This window comes from Micromonospora sp. NPDC047753, assembly GCF_040642735.1.
Classification (GTDB): domain Bacteria; phylum Actinomycetota; class Actinomycetes; order Mycobacteriales; family Micromonosporaceae; genus Micromonospora.
In genome coordinates this window covers 1-18,118 of record NZ_JBEYSL010000075.1, presented here as the reverse complement: position 1 = coordinate 18,118, position 18,118 = coordinate 1, and the positions used below count along the sequence as shown (strand labels likewise).

The window sequence follows — 18,118 nt, the reverse complement described above, 5'->3', positions numbered from 1 at the left end:
CGCCCGAACGCGACGCTCGGCCGACGACGTTTCGCGAGGCGGACGTCGACATCGTCGCCTGCCGCACCGGCGGGCCGGGGGGTCAGCACCGGAACAAGGCCAGCACTGCGGTACGCGCGACGCACCGCCCCTCGGGCCTGGTGGTCGTCGTGGACGAGGAGCGGCAGTTCAGCCTCAATCGCCGGATCGCCCTGGACCTGCTGCGCCAACGTATCGAGCAGGGCGACGAGGCGGCGCGGCGTGCCGTCACCACCGCCCGGTGGCGCGTCCACGACAGGCTGGTTCGCGGCGACCCGGTCCGGGTGGAACGTCCGACGCGCTAGCGGCTCAGACCTCCAGCACGGCGTCAGCGAATGCCTGCGGCGCCTCCTGCGGCAGGTTGTGCCCGACACCGCCGCCGACGGTCCGGTGCTCGTACTGGCCGGTGAACTGCTTGGCGTAGACGGTGGGCTCGACGTGGGGCGCGCCGTTGGCGTCGCCTTCCATGGAAATACTGGGCACGGTGATCTTCGGTTGCGTGGCCAGGCGCTTCTCGATGTCGTCGTACTGTGCCTCGCCGTCGGCGAGGGCCATCCGCCACCGATAGTTGTGAATCACGATGTCGACGTGGTCGGGGTTGTCGAACGACGCCGCGCTGCGGTCGTACGTCGCGTCGTCGAACGTCCACTGGGGGGACGCGGTGTGCCAGATCAGCTTGTTGAAGGCGCGCCGGTTCTTGTCGTAACCCTCCCGCCCTCGCTCGGTGGCGAAGTAGTACTGGTACCACCACGCCAACTCCGCCTTCGGCGGCAGCGGCGCCTTACCGGACTCCTGGCTGGCGATCAGGTAGCCGCTGACCGAGACCAGCCCCCGGCAGCGTTCGGGCCACAGCGCGGCGACGACGTCGGCGGTCCGCGCGCCCCAGTCGAACCCGGCGAGCTTCGCGGTGTCGATGTTCAGGGCGTCCATCAGGGCGATGAGGTCGAGCCCCATGGTCGCTGGTTCGCCGTTTCGCATCGTGTCGTCGGAGAGGAACCGGGTCGTGCCGTAGCCCCGCAGGTACGGGACGACGACTCGCTTGCCGGCCGCGGTGAGCAGCGGTACGACGTCGGCGAAGCTGTGGATGTCGTAGGGCCAGCCGTGCAGGAGGATCACCGCGTCCCCGTCGGGCGGACCGGCGTCCACGTATCCGACGTTCAGGACTCCGGCGTCGATCTGTCGCAGGTCGGTGAACCCGCCAGCGGCCTTTGCCATCGACTTCTCCCCGCTTCCGGACCTGCTCGGATGTGCCGATCACGCCCGAATCTAGCGACCTGCCCGGAGCCTGAGCGCCGTTCACACAAGGACCGCTCGACGGATGCCGGACTGGGTACGATGCCCCGCTCCCGGGGATGTTCGCGGTCGAGGTCGTGGGGCTGTAGCCGGATGACCGTAGGGTGATGGCATGGCTGAGCGACCTCTGACCCTGATGGCGGTGCACGCCCACCCCGACGACGAGGCGACGAGCACCGGCGGCGTCCTTGCCCGCTATGCCGCCGAAGGGGTCACGACGGTGCTCGTGACCTGCACCGACGGGCGATGTGGAGACGGCCCGGGTGGGGTCAAGCCGGGCGAGGAGGGGCACGACCCGGCCGCCGTGGTGGCGATGCGCCAGGCCGAGCTGGAGGCCAGCTGCGCGACGTTGAACGTCACCCATCTGGAAACCCTCGGCTACGCCGACTCGGGGATGATGGGTTGGCCGACGAACGACCAGCCCGGCGCGTTCTGGATCACGCCGGTGGCGGAGGCGGCGGCCCGGCTCGCGGAGCTGATTCGGCAGTATCGGCCGGACGTGATCGTCACGTACGACGAGAACGGTTTCTACGGCCACCCGGACCACATCCAGGCGCATCGGATCACCATGGCCGCTGTCGAGCAGACGGACGTCCCGGCGAAGGTCTACTGGACCACTGTGCCGCGTACGGCGTTCGCGGAGTTCGGTCGGATCATGAAGGAGCTCGGCGTCGAGTGGGCCGAGCCGGACGCGGAGTCGGAGCCGGGGCCGCAGCTCGGTCTGCCCGACGACGAGATCACCACCTGGGTCGACACCAGCAAGTACGGCGCGCAGAAGTTCGCCGCGCTGGCCACGCACGCCAGTCAGACCGAGAACATCTTCTTCCTGCAACTGGGCCAGGAGCGGTTCACCGAGCTGATGGGCGTGGAGACCTTCCTGCGGGTGCGGGACCGCACGGGCGCGCCGACCCCCGAGGACGACCTCTTCGCCGGTCTGCGCTGATCACTCTTCGGTAGCGCCACCAGACATCGTCGGCCACCGGTTCGACGGTGTCTGGTGGCGTGCGCCGCGAACGACCTCACCACCCGAACCGGTCGCCGACCTCCGGCCTCCGGTCGCCGAAAGTTTCGCCGGCCGACCACTCACTGCCGGGCAGGTCATGTGATGAATTTCCGGAAGTTTTCAGCGTTGACGCCCAGACATAGATCGGCTTAACGTTTCGAGCAAGTTTCCGGTTTCGGCCGGAACCACCGGCGTCACCCAGCCATCTCGCGTCTCCACCCGAGCAGGACCGGACCCTCACCTCCTAGATCGACATCTATCTATTGATCATCTGGAAGGGCAGGCACATGAAGTTGAGACAGTGGTCGAGCGTCGGCCTGGTCGCCGTCGCGACCATCGCCACGCTGAACACGGTGCCGGCGACCGCGAGTCGACCGTACGACCCCACGACGCAGAGCCTCGGCACCCTCGGCCTGCGCCACGGTCTGCACGTCGGCACCGCGGTGAGCATGGATGCACTCAACGACGCCGACGACCCGCAGTACCGCAGACTGGCCTCCTCCGAGTTCACCTCGGTCACCGCCGAGAACGTGATGAAGTGGGAGAGCCTGGAGCCGACCCGAGGCACCTACAACTGGGGGCCGGCCGACCAGTTCGTCGACTTCGCCAAGCGCAACAGGCAGAGCGTGCGCGGTCACGTGCTGGTCTGGCACAACCAGCTGCCCGCCTGGTTGACCAGCGGCGTCGCCGACGGCTCCATCAGCAAGCAGGAGTTACGCGATCTGCTGCGCAAGCACATCACCACTGTGGTGAACCGCTACAAGGGCAAGATCTGGCAGTGGGACGTGGTCAACGAGGCCGTCAGCGACCCGTGGGACACCCCGTCGACCCTGCACTACAAGGGCTTCTGGGCGCAGAACCTCGGGCCCGGCTACATCGCCGACGCGTTCCGCTGGGCGCGGGCCGCCGACCCCAAGGCCCTGCTGTTCTACAACGACTACAACATCGAGGCGTTCGGCTCGGGCAACCCGGCCGACGACAAGACCCAGTTCGTCTACGACCTGACCAAGAGCCTGCGCGCCCAGGGCGTCCCGATCGACGGTGTCGGCGCCCAGGGCCACCTGGGCACCCAGTACGGCAACTTCGACACCCTCCAGGTGACCGCCGCGCTGAAGAAGTTCAGCGGGCTCGGCGTCGCGACCGCGTTCACCGAGGTCGACGTCCGCAGCCAGCTGACGGAGGGCGTCCAGGCGGGCAACTCCGAGGAGATCAACCCCCGGCTACAGGCGTCGGCCGCCAACTTCAGCGTGCTGATGAAGGCGTGCCTCGCCGTCCGAAGCTGCCTGTCGTACACGGTCTGGGGTTTCAGTGACAACCATTCGTGGGTGCCGGGCGCGTTCAACGACCCACCGGAGGGCCTGGCCACCATCTACGACGAGAACTACCAGCCCAAGCGGGCGTACCAGGAGTTGAAGTCCGATCTGATCTTCGCGGGGCCGCCGTACGTCCTGCCCCGCATCGCACCCAAACCCCGCCGCTGACGCCCAGGGCCGTGTGGAGCTTCCCGAAGCTCCACACGGCCCGTGTGCCGCCACGGACGTCGCCGTTCGACTCACGTTCGGTGGTTCCGTCGCGCCATCCGGACGCCATCGGAGGGCTGGTGCCGGATCTGCCGGTTTATTGATGGTGTTGGTGTCACTATTGCAGGCGTGGGAACTGCGAAAACTGCCATGCCTGCGATCTCGCCGCTCACCGGCGATCCCATCAAGCGGGCCGATGCCGAGCGGCTAGCGGGGGTGCTGAAGGCCTTCGCCGATCCGGCGCGACTCCGGTTGCTCAGCCTGATCCAGTCCGCGCCGGAAGGTGAGGCCTCAGTGAGTGACCTCACCGCGGCGCTGAATCTCTCCCAGCCGACGGTGAGTCATCACCTCCGGATCCTCACCGAGGCCGGCCTCCTCGAACGCGACAAGCGCGGGGTCTGGGCGTACTACCGCCTGGTGCCCTCCGCGATCGCGCAGATCGCCGACCTGTTGACGCCGCCTCGGAAGCGGGCGACGAAGCGGGCCCGCTGACCGGGCCCGCAGGCCGGCGCGTCACATCCGCTCCACCGTGCGGATGCCCAGCAGGTGCAGCCCCTGCCGCAGGACCCGGGCGGTCAACTCGGCCAGCAGCAGCCGGCTCTCCCGCAGCTCATCCGTGGCCCGCAACACCGGGCAGCGCTCATAGAACGCGTTGAACGCCGTCGCGAGTCGGTGCAGGTAACCGGCGAGCTGATGAAACTCGAGACTTCGCTCCAGCTCGCCGACCACAGCGGCGAAGCCGAGCAGCTCGACCGCGAGCGCCCGCTCCGCCGGCTGCGCCACCACGATGGGCGCGTCCGGCCGCACGACGGTCCCGGCCCGCCGCAGCACGGACCGGACCCGGGCGTACGCGTACTGAAGGTAGGGAGCGGTGTTGCCGTCCATCGCCAACATCCGTTCCCAGTCCAGGACGTAGTCCTTGGTCCGGTCGACGGACAGGTCGGCGTACTTGATGGCGCCGATGCCCACCGCACGGCCGATCTCGGCGGCGGTCCCGGCGTCCAGATCCGGGTTCCTGCTCCGGGCCAGCTCGGTGGCGCGGGCGACCGCCTCCTCCAACAGCCCGACCAGCTTCACCGACTCACCGGCCCGGCTGCGCAGCATCCGCCCGTCGCCGCCGAGGATGGACCCGAAGCCGAGGTGCTCGGCCCGGGCCGGCGGGCAGAGCCAGCCGGCCGCCTCGGCGACGGCGAACACCATCGCGAAGTGCTGCCGCTGCGGTAGGCCGACGACGTACAGCAGCCGGGTGGCGCCCAGCTCGCCGACGCGCTGCCGCAGCGCGGCCAGGTCGCTGGCCGGATAGCCGTACCCACCGTCGCTCTTGCGCACGATCAGCGGCAGCGGTTCGCCGTCCCGGCCGATGAACCCCTGCGGAAAGACGCACTCGGCGCCACCGCTGGGCAGCAGCAGCCCCAGCCGGTCCAGGTCGTCGACGACGCCCGCGAGCAGGTCGTTGTAGGCGCTCTCGCCCCGGAAGTCGGCAGCGGACAAGGTCACGTCGAGCAGGTCGTACACGGTCAGGAAGTACCGCTCCGACTGCGTCACCAGCAGCCGCCACAACCGGCGGGTCCGCTCGTCACCACGCTGCAACGCGACCACCCGCAGCCGCGACCGTTCCTGGAACGCCTCGTCGGCGTCGAACTTCACCCGGGCTGACCGGTAGAAGGTGTCCAGGTCCCCCATCGACAGGTTCTGCGCGGCTTCGGCCTCGCCGAGGTCGATCAGGTGCTCGATCAGCATGCCGAACGGTGTCCCCCAGTCACCCAGGTGGTTGACCCGCACCACCCGGTGCCCGAGCCAGTCCAGCAGCCGCACCGCCGCGTCGCCGATGACCGTGGAGCGGAGGTGCCCGACGTGCATCTCCTTCGCCACGTTGGGCGCCGAGTAGTCGACCACCACTGTCTGCGGCGTCCCCGTCGACGGCACGCCGAGCCGGGCGTCACCGGCCAGCCCGGCGACCAGGTCGGCCAGGGCCCGGTCGGCAACCGTCAGGTTGAGAAAGCCCGGCCCGGACACTTCCGCCGACACCCCGACGTCGTCGAGCACCGCGCGCGCCAGCACCGCCGCGGCGATGTCGCGCGGCGGGCGGCCGAGCCGCCGGGCCAGCGCCAGCGCCGCGTCGGACTGGAAGTCCGCACGCGGAGACCGCCGCACGAGCGGATCGACCGGGCCACCGGCCACCGCCGCGAACGCCGGTGCCAGCCGGTCGGACAACAACTTCTCAAGATCCATGAGTACGCCGATCTCGCTCGGACCCGCGCTGCCACGCGAGCCGTTGACGGGGAGATACGGGCGGACCGAGGACGACCAGTGAACGACCGGCGGCTCGATCCGCCGGTCGCAGGTAACAGGTCAGCGCGGGCGGGCGACGGATCGCCGGCGTCGCCCCGCACCGACCTGGACGTCACACGACAGTCCGGTGCACTGAGCGATCACGCTGGTCATGCCGGGCAGCCTAGCGGCCCGGCCGACGCGACGACACGCCAATTCCCGTGGTCCGGGCGATGCCCGAAACGTCGCCTGGTCGTTTCGGTCGACTCGGCCCAGGGAACTGCATCGGGACAGACAAGGGGTGATGATGAGCCGACACGCACCACTGCCGATGGCCCGTACACGACGCGCGCTGGCGCTGCTCGGCGCCGTCACGCTGGCCGCTGCCTGCACCGCCACCGAGGATCCGCCCGGCTCTGCCCCGGCGACCACGGCACCGGCCACCGCGTCGACGTCAGTGCCCCCGACAGATCCGCCATCGCCGAGCGCGAGCACCCCGGTGACGATCCCGACCTCGGCCTTCGTCGAGTTGCCCGCCGAACTACGGAAGTCCCCGCGACGGACGACGCCTGTCGAGGAGGCGTTGCCGAAGCTGTGCGGCAACGAGTTCGGCACCGGCGGCCGGCAGGTCACCGCGAGCGCCGCGATGACGGTCACCTACCAGAAGGCCGGCGAGCCCTCCAGCAACGTGCCGCAGGGAATGATCCACCAGACCATCTTCACCTTCGACGGCGACGGCGCCCCGGGTTACCTGAGCCGGCTCCGCACCGCCGTGCAGGCGTGCCCCTCGTACGACCAGTCCGGAAACCGCGTCACCGTCAAGAGTAAGGCGCTGCCCGGGGTCGGCGACGAGGCGTTGCTGCTGACCCGGACGTGGCCCGAGACGAGCCTGAACGGCGAACGCACCGGCGACACCGCGTCCAGCCAGATCGCGGTGGCCCGCGTCGACAGCACGGTGACGGTCTTCGACGACCAGGGGTGGGAGGGCACCAGCGGCAACCCCGCCATCCTGGACCGGGTCGTCCGCGACGGCGTACGCGCCATCGACGCCTGGCAGCGGTAACCCGCCCGTTCCGACGCGGGCTTCCACCGATCGGTTCGATCCTCGGTCGAATCATGGACACCTCGACGCGAGTCGCGCTCGCGCCGGAAGACTTGGGGATTCCGGTCCACAGTGGCAATCGCGACAGTGTGAAGCAGCCACCCGGGCCATCAGCGTTGGTCGGTGGAGGAGGTCGTCATGTCGGACGGTCAGGAGACGAAGGCGCCGTGGCTTCCGCCGCGGTGGTTCATCCGGCTGGCCTGGTCGGTGCACCGGGGCATGTACCGGGTCAGCGGCAGCCGGGTCGGGCTGTGGCGACCGCGCGAGCACCGGTGGGGCACGTTGCGCCTGACCACGACCGGTCGCCGCACCGGCCAACAGCGCAGCGTCATCATCGCGTACTTCGAGGATGGCCCGAACCTGGTCGGGGTGGCGATGAACGGGTGGGGCGAGGGTGCCCCCGCCTGGTGGCTCAACCTCCAGGCCCATCCGGACGCGTCCGTCGAGCTGGCCGACGGGCGCCGGCTGGTGCGCGGTCGCGTCGCCACCGACGACGAACGGTCGCGACTGTGGCCACTGTGGCGCGCGGCCGACAAGAACTTCGACGCCCACGCGGCACGGCGATCGTCGGAGACGACAGTGGTGGTGCTGGAGCCCGCATCGGGTGATGACGACGTGGCGTGAGCGCGCACCTCGTACCCGCCGGACAACTGAGGCGGTACGAGGTGCCGGACGCGTACATCCCGGGTGGTAGGCCCATCGGCAACTCCGGCATGACGACTCACCAGCTGGTTGCTTCCTAGGCTGCCACCTGTATTCGCCATGCGACCGAGGGGATCCACGATGTCTGTCAGTCACCTGTTCGCCGCCGCCGTAGCCGCCCCGCTCGCGGGGATCGAGCTGGCCGTACCGGCAGCCGCGCACGTGTCCGCCCAGCCAAGCGCAGCCACTGCTCTATCCATGAGTTCCGGGCGTTTCGGGGCCGCTGTGGCCGTCCTGCTGGGGCTGGCCGGCACGATCATCGGAGGACTGGCAGTGGCCCGCCCCGCCAGTCGGCTCGGCACCGGCTCGGGGAGCCTCGGAGCCGTCCTGGCCCTGGCGACGGGGCTGATCGGTATGGCCCTCGGCGGGCTGGTGGCGGCCACCGCCGACAGTGGCATCGGCACGGGCAACGGGCGAGGCGGGGCCTATGTGGCGCTCGCGGTCGGACTGGCCGCGGTGGTGCTCGGCGGGCTGGCCCTGGTTCGCGCGCGCCGCACCGGCCGCCTGGCGGGCTGACTCAGGAGCGAGCGAGCCAACCCGGCACGGTCAGACCGGACTCATAGGCGAGGATCACCAACTGGGCTCGGTCCCGGGCATGGGCCTTGGTCATGATCCGGCTGACATGTGTCTTGGCGGTCGCCGGGCTCAGCACCAACCGTGCCGCGATCTCGTCGTTGGAGAGGCCGGCGGCGACCAGCGTCAGCACTTCACGCTCCCGCTCGGTGAGCACGCTCAGTCGCGGCCCGGGGTCGGGATGTTTGGCCCGGGCCGCGAACTCGGCGATCAACCGCCGGGTGATCGACGGCGCGATCAACGCGTCACCCCGGGCCACCACCCGCACTCCGTGGATCAACTCCGCTGGCTCGGTGTCCTTGACCAGGAAGCCGCTGGCACCGGCACGCAGCGCGCCGTAGACGTAATCGTCCAGGTCGAACGTGGTCAGGATGATGACGCGAGCATCGGAGTGCGCGACGATCTCACCGGTGGCGGCCAGGCCGTCGAGCCCGGGCATCCGGATGTCCATGAGGACGACATCGGGTCGCAGGTGCCGGGCCAGCCGCACCGCCTCGAATCCATCGGCGGCCTCGCCGACCACCTGGAGACCGTCCTCACCGTCGAGGATGGACCGGAAGCCGGCGCGTACGAGGGTCTGGTCGTCGACGAGGAGCAGCCGGATCACATCTGCTCCCCCACCGGTGCCGGGTCGGGTCGCATCGGCAGCCGGGCGCGGACCCGGAAGCCCCCGTCCGGCTGCGCGCCAGTGGTCAACGACCCGCCGAGTGCCAGGGCCCGCTCCCGCATTCCGAGGATCCCGCTGCCCGGCGAACCCGGCTGACCGGCGCCGTCGTCCTCGACCTCCACGAGCACGTCGTCGTGATCGGGCCGGACCCGGACCACTGCGGTGGTGGCACGCGCGTGACGCGCCACGTTGGTGAGCGCCTCCTGAACGATCCGATACACCGCCAGATCGACCTCCGGCGGTAGCGACCGCGTCTCGGCCAGCTCGGTACGGATCTCCAACTCCGGCCGAGCGGCCGTCCTGATCAGATCACCGAGGCGGTTCAGACCGGGTGCGGGCATGACCGCCGGGGCCTGCCGCAGTGCGCCCAGCGTCGCGCGCAACTCACTCAACGTCTCCTTGCTGGTCTGTTTGATCGCGGTGAGGGCCTGTTCGGACCGGACCGGGTCGGGTCGGTGCAACGCGGCGCTGGCCTGCACGTTGATCAACGACAGGTGGTGGCCGAGCACGTCGTGCAGCTCCCGGGCGATGCGCAGCCGCTCTTCGGTGGCCCGTCGTCGGGCCTCCTCCTCCATCCGCTGCTCGGCGACGACCGCTCGGGCCTGCGCCTCGGCGAGGTAGGCGCGGCGGTTGCGGGTCACGCCGACGATGACCGCGACGAGCCAACCGGCGTGCAGCAGCGTCGCCCCGTTCATGGTGTTCGGGGAGCGGTTGTAGCTGTCCGCCACGGCGAAGGCGATCACCGAGGCGAGACCGAGCCCGATGGCGACCGCGAGATGTCCCTCGTCGACGACGGTGTAGAGCGCGACGACGAACACCAGCATGATCGGGCCGGGCCGGTGCAGCAACGCCCCGTACGCGCCAATGGCGGTCAGCGCCACGACGCCCACCGGCACCGGGTGACGTCGGCGGACGTACAGCGCGCCGGTGGAGAGCAGCACCACCAGCAGCGCCGCCCACTCGGCGACGGTGGCGATGCCGCGCGACTGCACCACCAGGCCGACGACGGCGACCAGACCCACGGCGGGCACCAGGAGCACGTCCGCCGTCCGGCCCCGCCACCCTGACATGGGCCGAAGCCTAGCCTCCCGCGAATGAGCGGGAGAAGGTCCGACTGGACGGTTCAGGTGTGCTGGCTGCCCTCGGCCAGGTTCGCGTCGTGGTGCAGGACGAAGATCCGGTCTCGTACCCAAGTGGAAGTTCGTTGATCATGTCGTGGGCGACGGCGCGGCCGGCGGCGGCCTCGATGCGATCCTGCCGGGCGTCGCGGCCACCACACCGGTACGGACCCACCACATCTCCCGCAGCTCCGGCAGCACCGACTCCGTACGCCCGGGGCCGGGTTGGCCCGGTCGAACGCGGCGGGCCTCTGCGGTGGCGGCCTCCCTCATGGACATACCTGCCAGGCGGCGGAGCAGGCTTTTTCTGGAGGATTGGACCGCCCGGGCGTAGCTCTCGGCAATCGCTTGCGCACTCGCGGCTATCGATCGGCGGTGATCAACCTTTGCCCAGGGAGTCGAGCTGCGCTCGCAGCGCCGAGGCGATCTCGCCGGCCGCGACGATCTGCTCCGGCGTGAGGGCGTCGACGAAGAACTCCCGGATGGCGCGCAGGTGGGGAAAGGTGGCTCCCCTGAACGCCTCGCCGCCGGCCTTCGTGAGCAGCACCTCCGCCCCACGGGGAACCGTGGCGCACTCCTGGCGGCGGATGAGGCCACGCCGCTCCATCCGCCCGAGGTGGTGGGAGAGCCGGCTCCGCTCCCACCCGATGTGCGAGGCGAGTTCGGACGACCGCATCGCCTCGCCCTCAGCCTCACTGAGAGCGAGGAGCACTGCGTAGTCTCCGGTCGAGAGCGAGGAGTCGCCCTGTAGGCGGGACTCGAGCCGGGAGCCGAGCGCTGCCGTCGTCTCGATGAAGTCCCGCCAGATGCGTAGCTCGTCGGCGGTGGGAAGTTGGCGTCCGCCCCGCCCGCCGGGTGTGGCCTCCGTCATCTCACTCTCCCGGGAATTGACGTGTCAATCGCCAAGTTAGCATCATTGACACGTCAACCGGTAGGCCTGCTTCCGTGGGTCGCCGGCGGATTGCACCGAGGAGGAGACGATGGCAGCCGCAGACTTCGAGCTGGGGCTCAACTCGTTCGGGGAGGTGGCCACCGACGGCGACCGGGTCCTGAGCGACGCCGAGACCGTACGGCTACTCGTGGACGAGGCACGGCTCGCCGAGTCGGCCGGACTCGACGTGTTCAGCGTCGGTGAGCACTACCGCGAGGGCCACAACGACTCGGCGACACCGGTGCTGCTGGCGGCAGTCGCGACGGCGACCGAGCGAATTCGCCTCGGCACCTCGGTCACCGTGCTCAGCACCAACGACCCGGTACGGCTCTACCACGAGTTCTCCACGCTGGACGCCGTCTCCGACGGCCGCGCCCAGATCGTCCTTGGCCGGGCATCCGCAACCGAGTCGTTTCCGCTGTTCGGGTACGACCTGGCCGACTACGAGCGGTTGTTCGAGGAGAAGCTGGACCTCTTCCTGCGGCTTCAACAGGACGAACCGGTCACCTGGTCCGGCACGGTACGGAGCCCACTGGCCGCACAGCGGCTGCACCCACGGATGCAGCCGGGCGGCATCCCGACCTGGATCGGTGTCGGGGGAAGCCCGAACTCGGTGATCCGCGCCGCCCGGCACGGGCTGCCGCTCATGCTCGCAATCATCGGCGGACGGCCCCAACGCTTCGCCGGTCACGTCGACCTCTACACCAGAGCGCTCGAACAATTCGGGCATACCCTGCAGCCAATCGGGCAGCACTCACTCGGCCTTGTCGCAGACACCGACGAGGAGGCGGTGGAGACGTGGTGGCGGTACTGGCAGCCGGTGGTGGCGGCCCTGGCCGCGGAACGCGGCTTCTACAAACCGGACCGCGCGCGCTACGAGGCGGAAATCGACCACGGGGCGCTCTTCGTCGGTTCGCCCGAGACGGTGGCGCAGAAGATCGCCACTGTCGCTCGCGACCTGCGACTGAGCCGCTTCGACCTGAAGTACGACATCATGCACCTGCCCCGCGAGGCACGGGCGCGCACCATCCAACTGCTGGGCAGTGAGGTCGCGCCGCGGGTCCGGGAGCTGCTGGCTAAGGAGCCCAACCATGTCTGATCTGCTGTTCGGCCTGGACACGTTCGGCGACGTACCGGAGGACGACAACGGCAAACTCGTCTCCCACGCGGCGGCGATCCGGCAGGTCGTCGACGAGGCCGTGCTCGCCGACCAACTCGGGGTCGACGTCATCGCCCTGGGCGAGCACCACCGGCCCGAGTACTCGGTCTCCACACCGGAGACGGTGCTGGCCGGAATCGCCACCCGCACCTCGCGGATCCGGTTGGCCTCCGGCGTGACAGTGCTGAGTTCCGACGACCCGGTACGGGTGTTCCAGCGCTTCGCCACAGTGGACGCGCTGTCGAACGGCCGAGCCGAGGTCATCCTCGGTCGCGGCTCGTTCACCGAGTCGTTCCCCCTCTTCGGCTACGACCTCCGCGACTACGACACGCTGTTCGAGGAGAAAATCGAACTGTTCGTCAAGTTGCTCGACGAGAAGCCGGTCACCTGGAGCGGCACCCTGCGTGCCCCGCTCGAGAACGCCGACGTGTTCCCGAAGACCGAGTCGGGTCACCTGGACACCTGGGTCGGTGTGGGTGGCTCGCCGCAGTCGGTCGTCCGCACCGCCCAGTACGGGCTGCCGCTCATGCTCGCCATCATCGGCGGCGCCCCCGAGCGCTTCGCGCCCTACATCGACCTGTACCGCAGGGCCGCCGATCAGCTCGGCACCACAGCGCACCCGGTCGGCATGCACTCGCCGGGCTTCATCGCCGACACCGACGAGCAGGCCAAGGAGATCTACTGGCCGCACTACCGGATCATGCGGGACCGGATCGGCAAACTGCGGGGCTGGCCCCCGATCCGCCGTCAGGAGTTCGACTCCGAGGTGGAGAACGGCTCCCTCTACATCGGCTCACCGGAGACGGTGGCCCGCCGGATGGCCCGTGCCATCCGCAGCCTCGGCGTCGGCCGGTTCGACCTCATCTACTCGGCCGGCGCGCAACCGGTCAGCGCCCGGATGCGCGCGGTGGAACTCTACGGCTCGAAGGTGATCCCCATGGTCCGCGAACTGCTGGCCTGATCAGCACTTCCCCAGCGAGAGGACGACATGAACGACAACGACCGGAGCCGGCCCACGACCCTCGGCATTCTCGGGGCCGGCAAGGTGGGCACTGTGCTCGCCCGGCTCGCCGTCGCCGCCGGCTACCGGGTACGGGTGGCCGGCTCCGGCGACCCGGCGAAGATCGCCCTCACCGTCGAGGTCCTCGCCCCGGGGGCCGAGGCCACCACGGCGGTCGACGCGGCGGCCGACGCCGACGTCGTCATCCTCGCCCTGCCCCTGGGCAAGTACCGCAGCGTTCCCGCCGAGGCGTTACGCGGCAAGCTCGTCGTCGATGCCATGAACTACTGGTGGGAGATCGACGGCATCCGCGACGACCTCACCAACCCGCGGACCTCGTCGAGCGAGACAGTCCAGGCGTTCCTGTCCGGCTCACGCGTCGTCAAGGCGTTCAACCACATGGGCTATCACGACCTGGAGGACGAGGCCCGGCCGGCGGGGGCGACCGGCCGCAAGGCCATCGCGATCGCCGGCGACGAGGACGCCGGCCTCACCGAGGTCGCGGCCCTGGTCGACGCGCTCGGCTTCGACCCGGTCGTCGCCGGCCCACTGGCCGAGGGGGTACGACTCGAACCGGGCAGCGAGCTGTTCGGCGCCAACGTGAGCGCCGACGAGGTACGCGCCATGCTCGACCGCTTCCCGGAGTCGGAGCGGGGACGGATCATCACCGCTGCCCGAGCCTCGACCTCACCCGAGGCCGCCTAGGCGCCGAAGGCCGCCCTGGGCTCCTGGTGCCGGCCCACGGCGTACTCCCGGTCGAAGTTGGCCGGGCCCAGCGCCTCGGTGGCGGCGGCGCGCATCCTGGCGAGGTCCGCGGCGTCGTCCGGGTCCGGCACCTGGCCGAGTGCCGCGAACGCGGCATCGGCGACGCCGATCATCCTGGCCGCGCGGGAGTGGTCCCCCTCGGCGGTCGCGAGCGCGGCGCCCGCGACGCAGACGTACGGCACGAAGTCGGCCCAGCCGTTGTGGAACACCCGCTCGCGGTTCTCGGCGAACAGCGTACGGGCCACGTCCAGGTTGCCCAGCCCCAGCTCGCAGAACGCGAGGTTGTGGAATTCGGAGTTGACCGTCCTGGGTTGGCCGAGCGCCTCGTTGAGCGCGATGCTCTCCCGGTACAGGTCCCGGGCGCGGAGCAGGTCACCGGACATCCTCGCGACGGCGGCCAGCACGTGCCTCGGTCGTTCCTCCAGTGCCCGGTCGCCGGAGCGCAGCGCCACCGCGAGAGCTTCCCGGGCCCGTGCCTCGCCACCAGGCAGGTCACCGCCGCGAATGGCGACCCGGGCGAGGCTGTAGCGGGCCTCCACCTCGCCCGCCAGGTCGCCGGCCGCCTGGGCCCGCTCGATCTCGGCCTCGCTCATCCGCACCACGGCGTCGGTCTCGCCCCGCCGGAAGGCCGAGCGGACGTTCTCGCTGAAGCTCACAGGTCTTCCTCTTCTTCTGGCCGGTCGCGTCGGTCAGGCCGCCTGGAACACGGTCCAGGTCTCCACGAGCGCGAAGCCCATCGCCTCGTAGAGCGGTCGACCCATCGGGCTGGCGTGCAGGTACGCGGCGTCCGCGCCGGCGGCGACGCCGTCGCGCACCGCCGCCTCGGTGAGCGCCCGGCCCAGGCCGCGGCCCCGGGCGGACGGTACGACGGCGATGTTGAACACCCCGATCACGCCGGAGGTGCGAATGCCGAGCCCGGTGCCGACCGGGCTGCCGGACTCCTCGGCCAGATACCCGCTGATGGCGTCGGTATCGAGCACCGCGCCGCCCATCAGCGGGCCGAAGACGCCGTCGGGCGCCTCGAAGCTCCGGGTGAGGGCGTCGGTGTACCTGTCGCTCTCGGCGGCTCCGACCCGGCGGACCAGTGCCTGCGGGGTCGAGCCGGCCCGGAACACGATGTCGTCGGTGGCGCACGCCATCAGGGGGAGGTCGCTGCGTCCGCGCAGCCCGTGCCGGGCCGCCAGTTGGGCGACATCGTCGCTCGCCGCACCGCGAATGATGATCGACCAGCGCGGTGTCTGCCGGCTGACCTCGGTCGCCAACTCGTCGATGGCCGCGAGATCCGGCTCGGTGGCCGTCTCGAGGACCCCGTTGAGCGTCGGAACGCTGGCGTGGGTGAGCCCCGCGCGAGCGGTGCCCCGCTCGGCGTACCAGCCCTTCGGCGTCACCTGGCAGAGGAGTTGGATCGCGTCGAAGTACGCGGTCGCCATCTGGTCGGCGGTGGTGCTCATGTCTGGTTCCCCCCGGAACGCTCGCCCTCGCCCAGCAACCTAGCCACCGGTCGGGTTGGTGAGCACCTTCGAGAGGCCGAGGTCACCCCGCAGCGGCACCTCACCGGCAGGAGGACGGTCGCCGAACGATCAGGAATCGAGAAGCTCGCGAGCGCCGCCCGGCCTAGCCTTTCCCCAGGCAGTCGGCAGCGCGCCGGGCCAGACGACGAGAGGAAGCCCGAGAATGTCCGCGAAGACCACCACGACCGGGTCCGACGGCTTCAGCGCCGAGGAGCGGGCCGCGATGAAGGAGCGCGCCGACGAGCTGCGCGCCGAGGGCAAGAAGGGTGCCAAGAAGGCGGACGGGCTGCAAGCGATCCTCGACCGGATCGCGCAGATGGAGCCGGAGGACCGCGCGCTCGCCGAGCGGGTGCACGTGACGGTGACCGCCGCCGCCCCGGGGCTGACGCCGAAGACCTGGTACGGGATGCCCGCCTACGCGAACGAGGACGGCAAGATCGTCGTCTTCTTCCAGGACTCCGGCAAGTTCAACTACCGGTACTCGACAGTGGGCTTCCAGGACCCGGCCAACCTCGACGACGGGGATTTCTGGCCGGTGGCGTACGCGTTGCAGCAGTGGAGCCCGACCGTGGAGAAGAAGCTCACCGAGCTGGTGCGGACAGCGGTCTCCTGACCGACGCCTGCCCCCTCGTCGGCTCGCTCACGGTGCGATGATGGAGGGCCGGAGCCGACGGAGACAGGTGGTGCGGACGATGCGATGTGGGCCGGCGGCGGTACGACGAGTCCCCCGATGACCGGCCGGGCCGGCGAGGTGTTCGACACGGGTCGGACGGTCTCCGACATCGAATCCCTGCTCGCCGCGGAGCTGCCCACAGGTGGCGTGCCGGTCAGCGAGGGGGACCCGGTCACCGGTGAGTGGACCGGCACCCGGGGCGAGGGTTTTCGGATCGCCCCGCTCTGGGAGAGCGACGCCCTGACGGGTGTGTACGGCGCCGAATGGAACCAGGCAGAGGAGACCGCCGAGGCGAACCTGGCCCTCGTCGTAGCGGAGTTGACCCAGAGGTGGGGCGCGCACCGCACTGTCTCCATGCGGGTGCCGCTGTTTCGGGACCAGGCCGGTGAACCCATGCCGGCGCTGTTCCAGTCGCTCTGTGACCTGGACTGCTACGGCGACCTGACCGTGTGGGGGCCGACCGTGACCGAGGGGCGGTGGGTCGCGGTCTCGGTCAACCAGTGTGACGGCGACGCTCCCATGATCCTGACGGCAGTCGTCAGTCAACTACCGATCATCGAACTGTCGGACTGACCTGCCCGGTGACCCACGGCCCGGATGCGGGGCTGTCATCGACATTGCACTCGGCTCCTATGGTTCGGGCATGTCGATCACAGACCAGGCGCTGGCCATCGAGGCGGCCGAAGCTGGAGCCGCAGTCGTCGGCTCCCGGTACGGCTCAGCACTGACGCGCGTCATGAAGACCGCCGGCGACTTCGCCACGGCCGCCGACATGGAGGCCGAGCACGCCATCATCGACGTCCTGCGCGCGGCGCGTCCGGACGACGCCGTGGTGGCCGAGGAGAGCGGGCGCACGGGTGCCGGCGACAACGGGCGCACCTGGCTGGTCGACCCGCTGTGCGGGACGTTGAACTTCGCCGCGCGGACCATGCTGGCCTCGGTCAACGTCGCCCTGCGGGTCGGGCCGGACGTCACAGTGGCGGCGTCGGTGGACCCGTTCGCCGATGAGGTGTTCTGGACCGACGGCACCGCCGCGTACGTCCGGGGGGTTGCGGGGACGGACGAGCGACTCGTCCCGTCGGCCGAGTCGACGCTTGTCGACCTGAACCTCGACCCGCCCTTTCCCAATCGGGACGTCTTCCTGGCCGCCCGTCTGCTCGCCGACGAGGGCTTCGTCGACCAGTTCCGGCCCCGGGTGGTCTCCACCAGCCTGGCCGTGGCCTGGGTCGCCGCCGGCCGCCGCGCCGCCTATGTGACCGACCGCCACGACCTGCGCAACAGCGTCCACTTCGCGGCCGGAATCGCGCTCTGCGAGGCGGCCGGCTGCGTGGCCACCGGGCTCGACGGTCAGCCCCTGCACACCGGTGGCGACGGTCTCGTGGTGGCCGCGGACGAGCGGACGCACGCGGCCCTGCTGACGCTCATCCGGAAACAGGGCCAGCCATCGACCCGGTCTTGACATGAAGTGCGGTTGAAGTTCTAGCGTCCCTAGATGATCACGTCCGGGCCGCCGCGCCCGGACGTACGTCGGCCGAACGCCACCGTCGAAGGGATTCCGATGTTCCTGTCCCGCCTTCTCCGCCCACGCACCGTCGCGAGCGCGCACTGCGACCTCCCCTGCGGCGTCTACGACCCGGCGCAGGCCCGCATCGAGGCCGAGTCCATCAAGGCGATCTCCGAGAAGTACCAGGCCAGCGACGACCCGGAGTTTCGCACCCGCGCGCTGCTCATCAAGGAGCAGCGCGCCCCACGGGTGGAACACCACCACGGGGGGCGGTTGATAGGAAGAGGGGCGGGTGGGGGAAGAGGGTG

The 18,118-nt window shown here is 70.2% G+C and carries 22 protein-coding genes; 14 read left to right on the top strand and 8 right to left on the bottom strand.

From position 1 onward, the window contains the following. Positions 1-323: peptide chain release factor-like protein (locus ABZ749_RS09575; RefSeq protein ID WP_357225120.1), on the top strand; the 323-nt coding region annotated here is incomplete at its 5' end. 4 nt (positions 324-327) lie between these two features. On the opposite strand, the gene ABZ749_RS09570 is transcribed toward ABZ749_RS09575, so the two are convergent. Then, positions 328-1,233 (bottom strand): alpha/beta hydrolase, encoded by a 906-nt coding sequence (locus tag ABZ749_RS09570; RefSeq protein WP_357225115.1) that lies wholly within the window; start codon positions 1,231-1,233, stop codon positions 328-330. 190 nt (positions 1,234-1,423) lie between these two features. Here ABZ749_RS09570 and ABZ749_RS09565 point away from each other — a divergent pair, with 190 nt between their 5' ends. The 3 genes from ABZ749_RS09565 to ABZ749_RS09555 all read left to right on the top strand — a co-directional run bounded on the left by ABZ749_RS09565 (position 1,424) and on the right by ABZ749_RS09555 (position 4,326). After that, positions 1,424-2,254, top strand: coding sequence for a PIG-L family deacetylase (locus ABZ749_RS09565; RefSeq protein ID WP_357225112.1), 831 nt, complete (start codon positions 1,424-1,426; stop codon positions 2,252-2,254). Positions 2,255-2,601: 347 nt separating this feature from the next. Next, on the top strand, positions 2,602-3,795 hold the full coding sequence (locus tag ABZ749_RS09560) for an endo-1,4-beta-xylanase (protein ID WP_357225108.1): 1,194 nt from the start codon (positions 2,602-2,604) through the stop codon (positions 3,793-3,795). Positions 3,796-3,984: 189 nt separating this feature from the next. Further along, entirely contained in the window at positions 3,985-4,326 is a 342-nt protein-coding gene (locus ABZ749_RS09555) for a metalloregulator ArsR/SmtB family transcription factor (protein ID WP_238686609.1), read from the top strand. A 21-nt stretch (positions 4,327-4,347) separates the two neighbouring features. Here the strand turns inward: ABZ749_RS09555 and argS are convergent, their stop codons facing one another. Beyond that, positions 4,348-6,066 (bottom strand): arginine--tRNA ligase, encoded by a 1,719-nt coding sequence (gene argS / locus ABZ749_RS09550; protein ID WP_357225102.1) that lies wholly within the window; start codon positions 6,064-6,066, stop codon positions 4,348-4,350. A 346-nt stretch (positions 6,067-6,412) separates the two neighbouring features. On the opposite strand from argS, the gene ABZ749_RS09545 reads away from it, so the two are divergent. The 3 genes from ABZ749_RS09545 to ABZ749_RS09535 all read left to right on the top strand — a co-directional run bounded on the left by ABZ749_RS09545 (position 6,413) and on the right by ABZ749_RS09535 (position 8,425). Continuing rightward, the gene (locus ABZ749_RS09545; RefSeq protein WP_357225097.1) at positions 6,413-7,168 is read left to right on the top strand and encodes a hypothetical protein; all 756 of its coding nucleotides are present in this window, start codon (positions 6,413-6,415) and stop codon (positions 7,166-7,168) included. Between the two features lie 177 nt (positions 7,169-7,345). Continuing rightward, positions 7,346-7,831: a nitroreductase/quinone reductase family protein gene (locus tag ABZ749_RS09540; protein WP_357225092.1), complete on the top strand. Its 486-nt coding sequence runs from the start codon at positions 7,346-7,348 to the stop codon at positions 7,829-7,831. 159 nt (positions 7,832-7,990) lie between these two features. Further along, positions 7,991-8,425, top strand: coding sequence for a DUF6223 family protein (locus ABZ749_RS09535; RefSeq protein ID WP_357225086.1), 435 nt, complete (start codon positions 7,991-7,993; stop codon positions 8,423-8,425). Position 8,426: 1 nt separating this feature from the next. Here ABZ749_RS09535 and ABZ749_RS09530 read toward each other — a convergent pair whose 3' ends face one another. The 4 genes from ABZ749_RS09530 to ABZ749_RS09515 all read right to left on the bottom strand — a co-directional run bounded on the left by ABZ749_RS09530 (position 8,427) and on the right by ABZ749_RS09515 (position 11,138). After that, entirely contained in the window at positions 8,427-9,089 is a 663-nt protein-coding gene (locus tag ABZ749_RS09530; protein ID WP_357225081.1) for a response regulator transcription factor, read from the bottom strand. Next, on the bottom strand, positions 9,086-10,219 hold the full coding sequence (locus ABZ749_RS09525) for a sensor histidine kinase (protein WP_357225076.1): 1,134 nt from the start codon (positions 10,217-10,219) through the stop codon (positions 9,086-9,088). The genes ABZ749_RS09530 and ABZ749_RS09525 overlap by 4 nt, the downstream gene beginning before the upstream one ends. Before the next feature lie 138 nt (positions 10,220-10,357). Further along, a complete protein-coding gene (locus ABZ749_RS09520; RefSeq protein ID WP_357225072.1) occupies positions 10,358-10,540 on the bottom strand; it encodes a hypothetical protein in 183 nt (60 codons plus the stop codon). Positions 10,541-10,646: 106 nt separating this feature from the next. Beyond that, positions 10,647-11,138, bottom strand: coding sequence for a MarR family transcriptional regulator (locus ABZ749_RS09515; protein ID WP_357225068.1), 492 nt, complete (start codon positions 11,136-11,138; stop codon positions 10,647-10,649). Between the two features lie 109 nt (positions 11,139-11,247). On the opposite strand from ABZ749_RS09515, the gene ABZ749_RS09510 reads away from it, so the two are divergent. Genes ABZ749_RS09510 through ABZ749_RS09500 form a run of 3 tightly spaced genes read left to right on the top strand, consistent with a single transcriptional unit; the run spans position 11,248 to position 14,062 of the window. Beyond that, a complete protein-coding gene (locus tag ABZ749_RS09510; protein WP_357206360.1) occupies positions 11,248-12,297 on the top strand; it encodes an LLM class flavin-dependent oxidoreductase in 1,050 nt (349 codons plus the stop codon). Then, positions 12,290-13,318 (top strand): LLM class flavin-dependent oxidoreductase, encoded by a 1,029-nt coding sequence (locus tag ABZ749_RS09505; protein WP_357225063.1) that lies wholly within the window; start codon positions 12,290-12,292, stop codon positions 13,316-13,318. Before ABZ749_RS09510 ends, ABZ749_RS09505 begins: the two co-directional genes overlap by 8 nt. A 27-nt stretch (positions 13,319-13,345) precedes the next feature. Next, positions 13,346-14,062 (top strand): NAD(P)-binding domain-containing protein, encoded by a 717-nt coding sequence (locus ABZ749_RS09500; RefSeq protein ID WP_357225058.1) that lies wholly within the window; start codon positions 13,346-13,348, stop codon positions 14,060-14,062. Here the strand turns inward: ABZ749_RS09500 and ABZ749_RS09495 are convergent. Both ABZ749_RS09495 and ABZ749_RS09490 read right to left on the bottom strand, forming a co-directional pair. Beyond that, a complete protein-coding gene (locus tag ABZ749_RS09495) occupies positions 14,059-14,778 on the bottom strand; it encodes a tetratricopeptide repeat protein (RefSeq protein ID WP_357225054.1) in 720 nt (239 codons plus the stop codon). The genes ABZ749_RS09500 and ABZ749_RS09495 overlap by 4 nt on opposite strands. Positions 14,779-14,811: 33 nt before the next feature. Next, entirely contained in the window at positions 14,812-15,573 is a 762-nt protein-coding gene (locus ABZ749_RS09490; RefSeq protein WP_357225049.1) for a GNAT family N-acetyltransferase, read from the bottom strand. Positions 15,574-15,796: 223 nt separating this feature from the next. Between ABZ749_RS09490 and ABZ749_RS09485 the strand changes: the two genes are divergently transcribed. The 4 genes from ABZ749_RS09485 to ABZ749_RS09470 all read left to right on the top strand — a co-directional run. Next, positions 15,797-16,246, top strand: coding sequence for a hypothetical protein (locus tag ABZ749_RS09485; RefSeq protein WP_357225044.1), 450 nt, complete (start codon positions 15,797-15,799; stop codon positions 16,244-16,246). Between the two features lie 117 nt (positions 16,247-16,363). Then, a complete protein-coding gene (locus ABZ749_RS09480; protein ID WP_357225039.1) occupies positions 16,364-16,879 on the top strand; it encodes a hypothetical protein in 516 nt (171 codons plus the stop codon). Between the two features lie 70 nt (positions 16,880-16,949). Continuing rightward, positions 16,950-17,765, top strand: a complete 816-nt coding sequence (locus ABZ749_RS09475; protein ID WP_357225034.1) for an inositol monophosphatase family protein — start codon at positions 16,950-16,952, stop codon at positions 17,763-17,765. A 99-nt stretch (positions 17,766-17,864) separates the two neighbouring features. Then, positions 17,865-18,118: superoxide dismutase [Ni] (locus tag ABZ749_RS09470; RefSeq protein WP_357225125.1), on the top strand; the 254-nt coding region annotated here is incomplete at its 3' end.

Bases quoted from the DNA above. Each gene is read 5' to 3' on its own strand.
- ABZ749_RS09485 (WP_357225044.1), top strand. From the start codon at position 15,797: ATGTCCGCGAAGACCACCACGACCGGGTCCGACGGCTTCAGCGCCGAG.
- ABZ749_RS09505 (WP_357225063.1), top strand. From the start codon at position 12,290: ATGTCTGATCTGCTGTTCGGCCTGGACACGTTCGGCGACGTACCGGAG.
- ABZ749_RS09565 (WP_357225112.1), top strand. From the start codon at position 1,424: ATGGCTGAGCGACCTCTGACCCTGATGGCGGTGCACGCCCACCCCGAC.
- ABZ749_RS09535 (WP_357225086.1), top strand. From the start codon at position 7,991: ATGTCTGTCAGTCACCTGTTCGCCGCCGCCGTAGCCGCCCCGCTCGCG.
- argS (WP_357225102.1), bottom strand. From the start codon at position 6,066: ATGGATCTTGAGAAGTTGTTGTCCGACCGGCTGGCACCGGCGTTCGCG.
- ABZ749_RS09475 (WP_357225034.1), top strand. From the start codon at position 16,950: ATGTCGATCACAGACCAGGCGCTGGCCATCGAGGCGGCCGAAGCTGGA.
- ABZ749_RS09520 (WP_357225072.1), bottom strand. From the start codon at position 10,540: ATGAGGGAGGCCGCCACCGCAGAGGCCCGCCGCGTTCGACCGGGCCAA.
- ABZ749_RS09500 (WP_357225058.1), top strand. From the start codon at position 13,346: ATGAACGACAACGACCGGAGCCGGCCCACGACCCTCGGCATTCTCGGG.
- ABZ749_RS09540 (WP_357225092.1), top strand. From the start codon at position 7,346: ATGTCGGACGGTCAGGAGACGAAGGCGCCGTGGCTTCCGCCGCGGTGG.
- ABZ749_RS09515 (WP_357225068.1), bottom strand. From the start codon at position 11,138: ATGACGGAGGCCACACCCGGCGGGCGGGGCGGACGCCAACTTCCCACC.
- ABZ749_RS09510 (WP_357206360.1), top strand. From the start codon at position 11,248: ATGGCAGCCGCAGACTTCGAGCTGGGGCTCAACTCGTTCGGGGAGGTG.
- ABZ749_RS09570 (WP_357225115.1), bottom strand. From the start codon at position 1,233: ATGGCAAAGGCCGCTGGCGGGTTCACCGACCTGCGACAGATCGACGCC.
- ABZ749_RS09525 (WP_357225076.1), bottom strand. From the start codon at position 10,219: ATGTCAGGGTGGCGGGGCCGGACGGCGGACGTGCTCCTGGTGCCCGCC.
- ABZ749_RS09490 (WP_357225049.1), bottom strand. From the start codon at position 15,573: ATGAGCACCACCGCCGACCAGATGGCGACCGCGTACTTCGACGCGATC.
- ABZ749_RS09555 (WP_238686609.1), top strand. From the start codon at position 3,985: ATGCCTGCGATCTCGCCGCTCACCGGCGATCCCATCAAGCGGGCCGAT.
- ABZ749_RS09480 (WP_357225039.1), top strand. From the start codon at position 16,364: ATGACCGGCCGGGCCGGCGAGGTGTTCGACACGGGTCGGACGGTCTCC.
- ABZ749_RS09545 (WP_357225097.1), top strand. From the start codon at position 6,413: ATGAGCCGACACGCACCACTGCCGATGGCCCGTACACGACGCGCGCTG.
- ABZ749_RS09560 (WP_357225108.1), top strand. From the start codon at position 2,602: ATGAAGTTGAGACAGTGGTCGAGCGTCGGCCTGGTCGCCGTCGCGACC.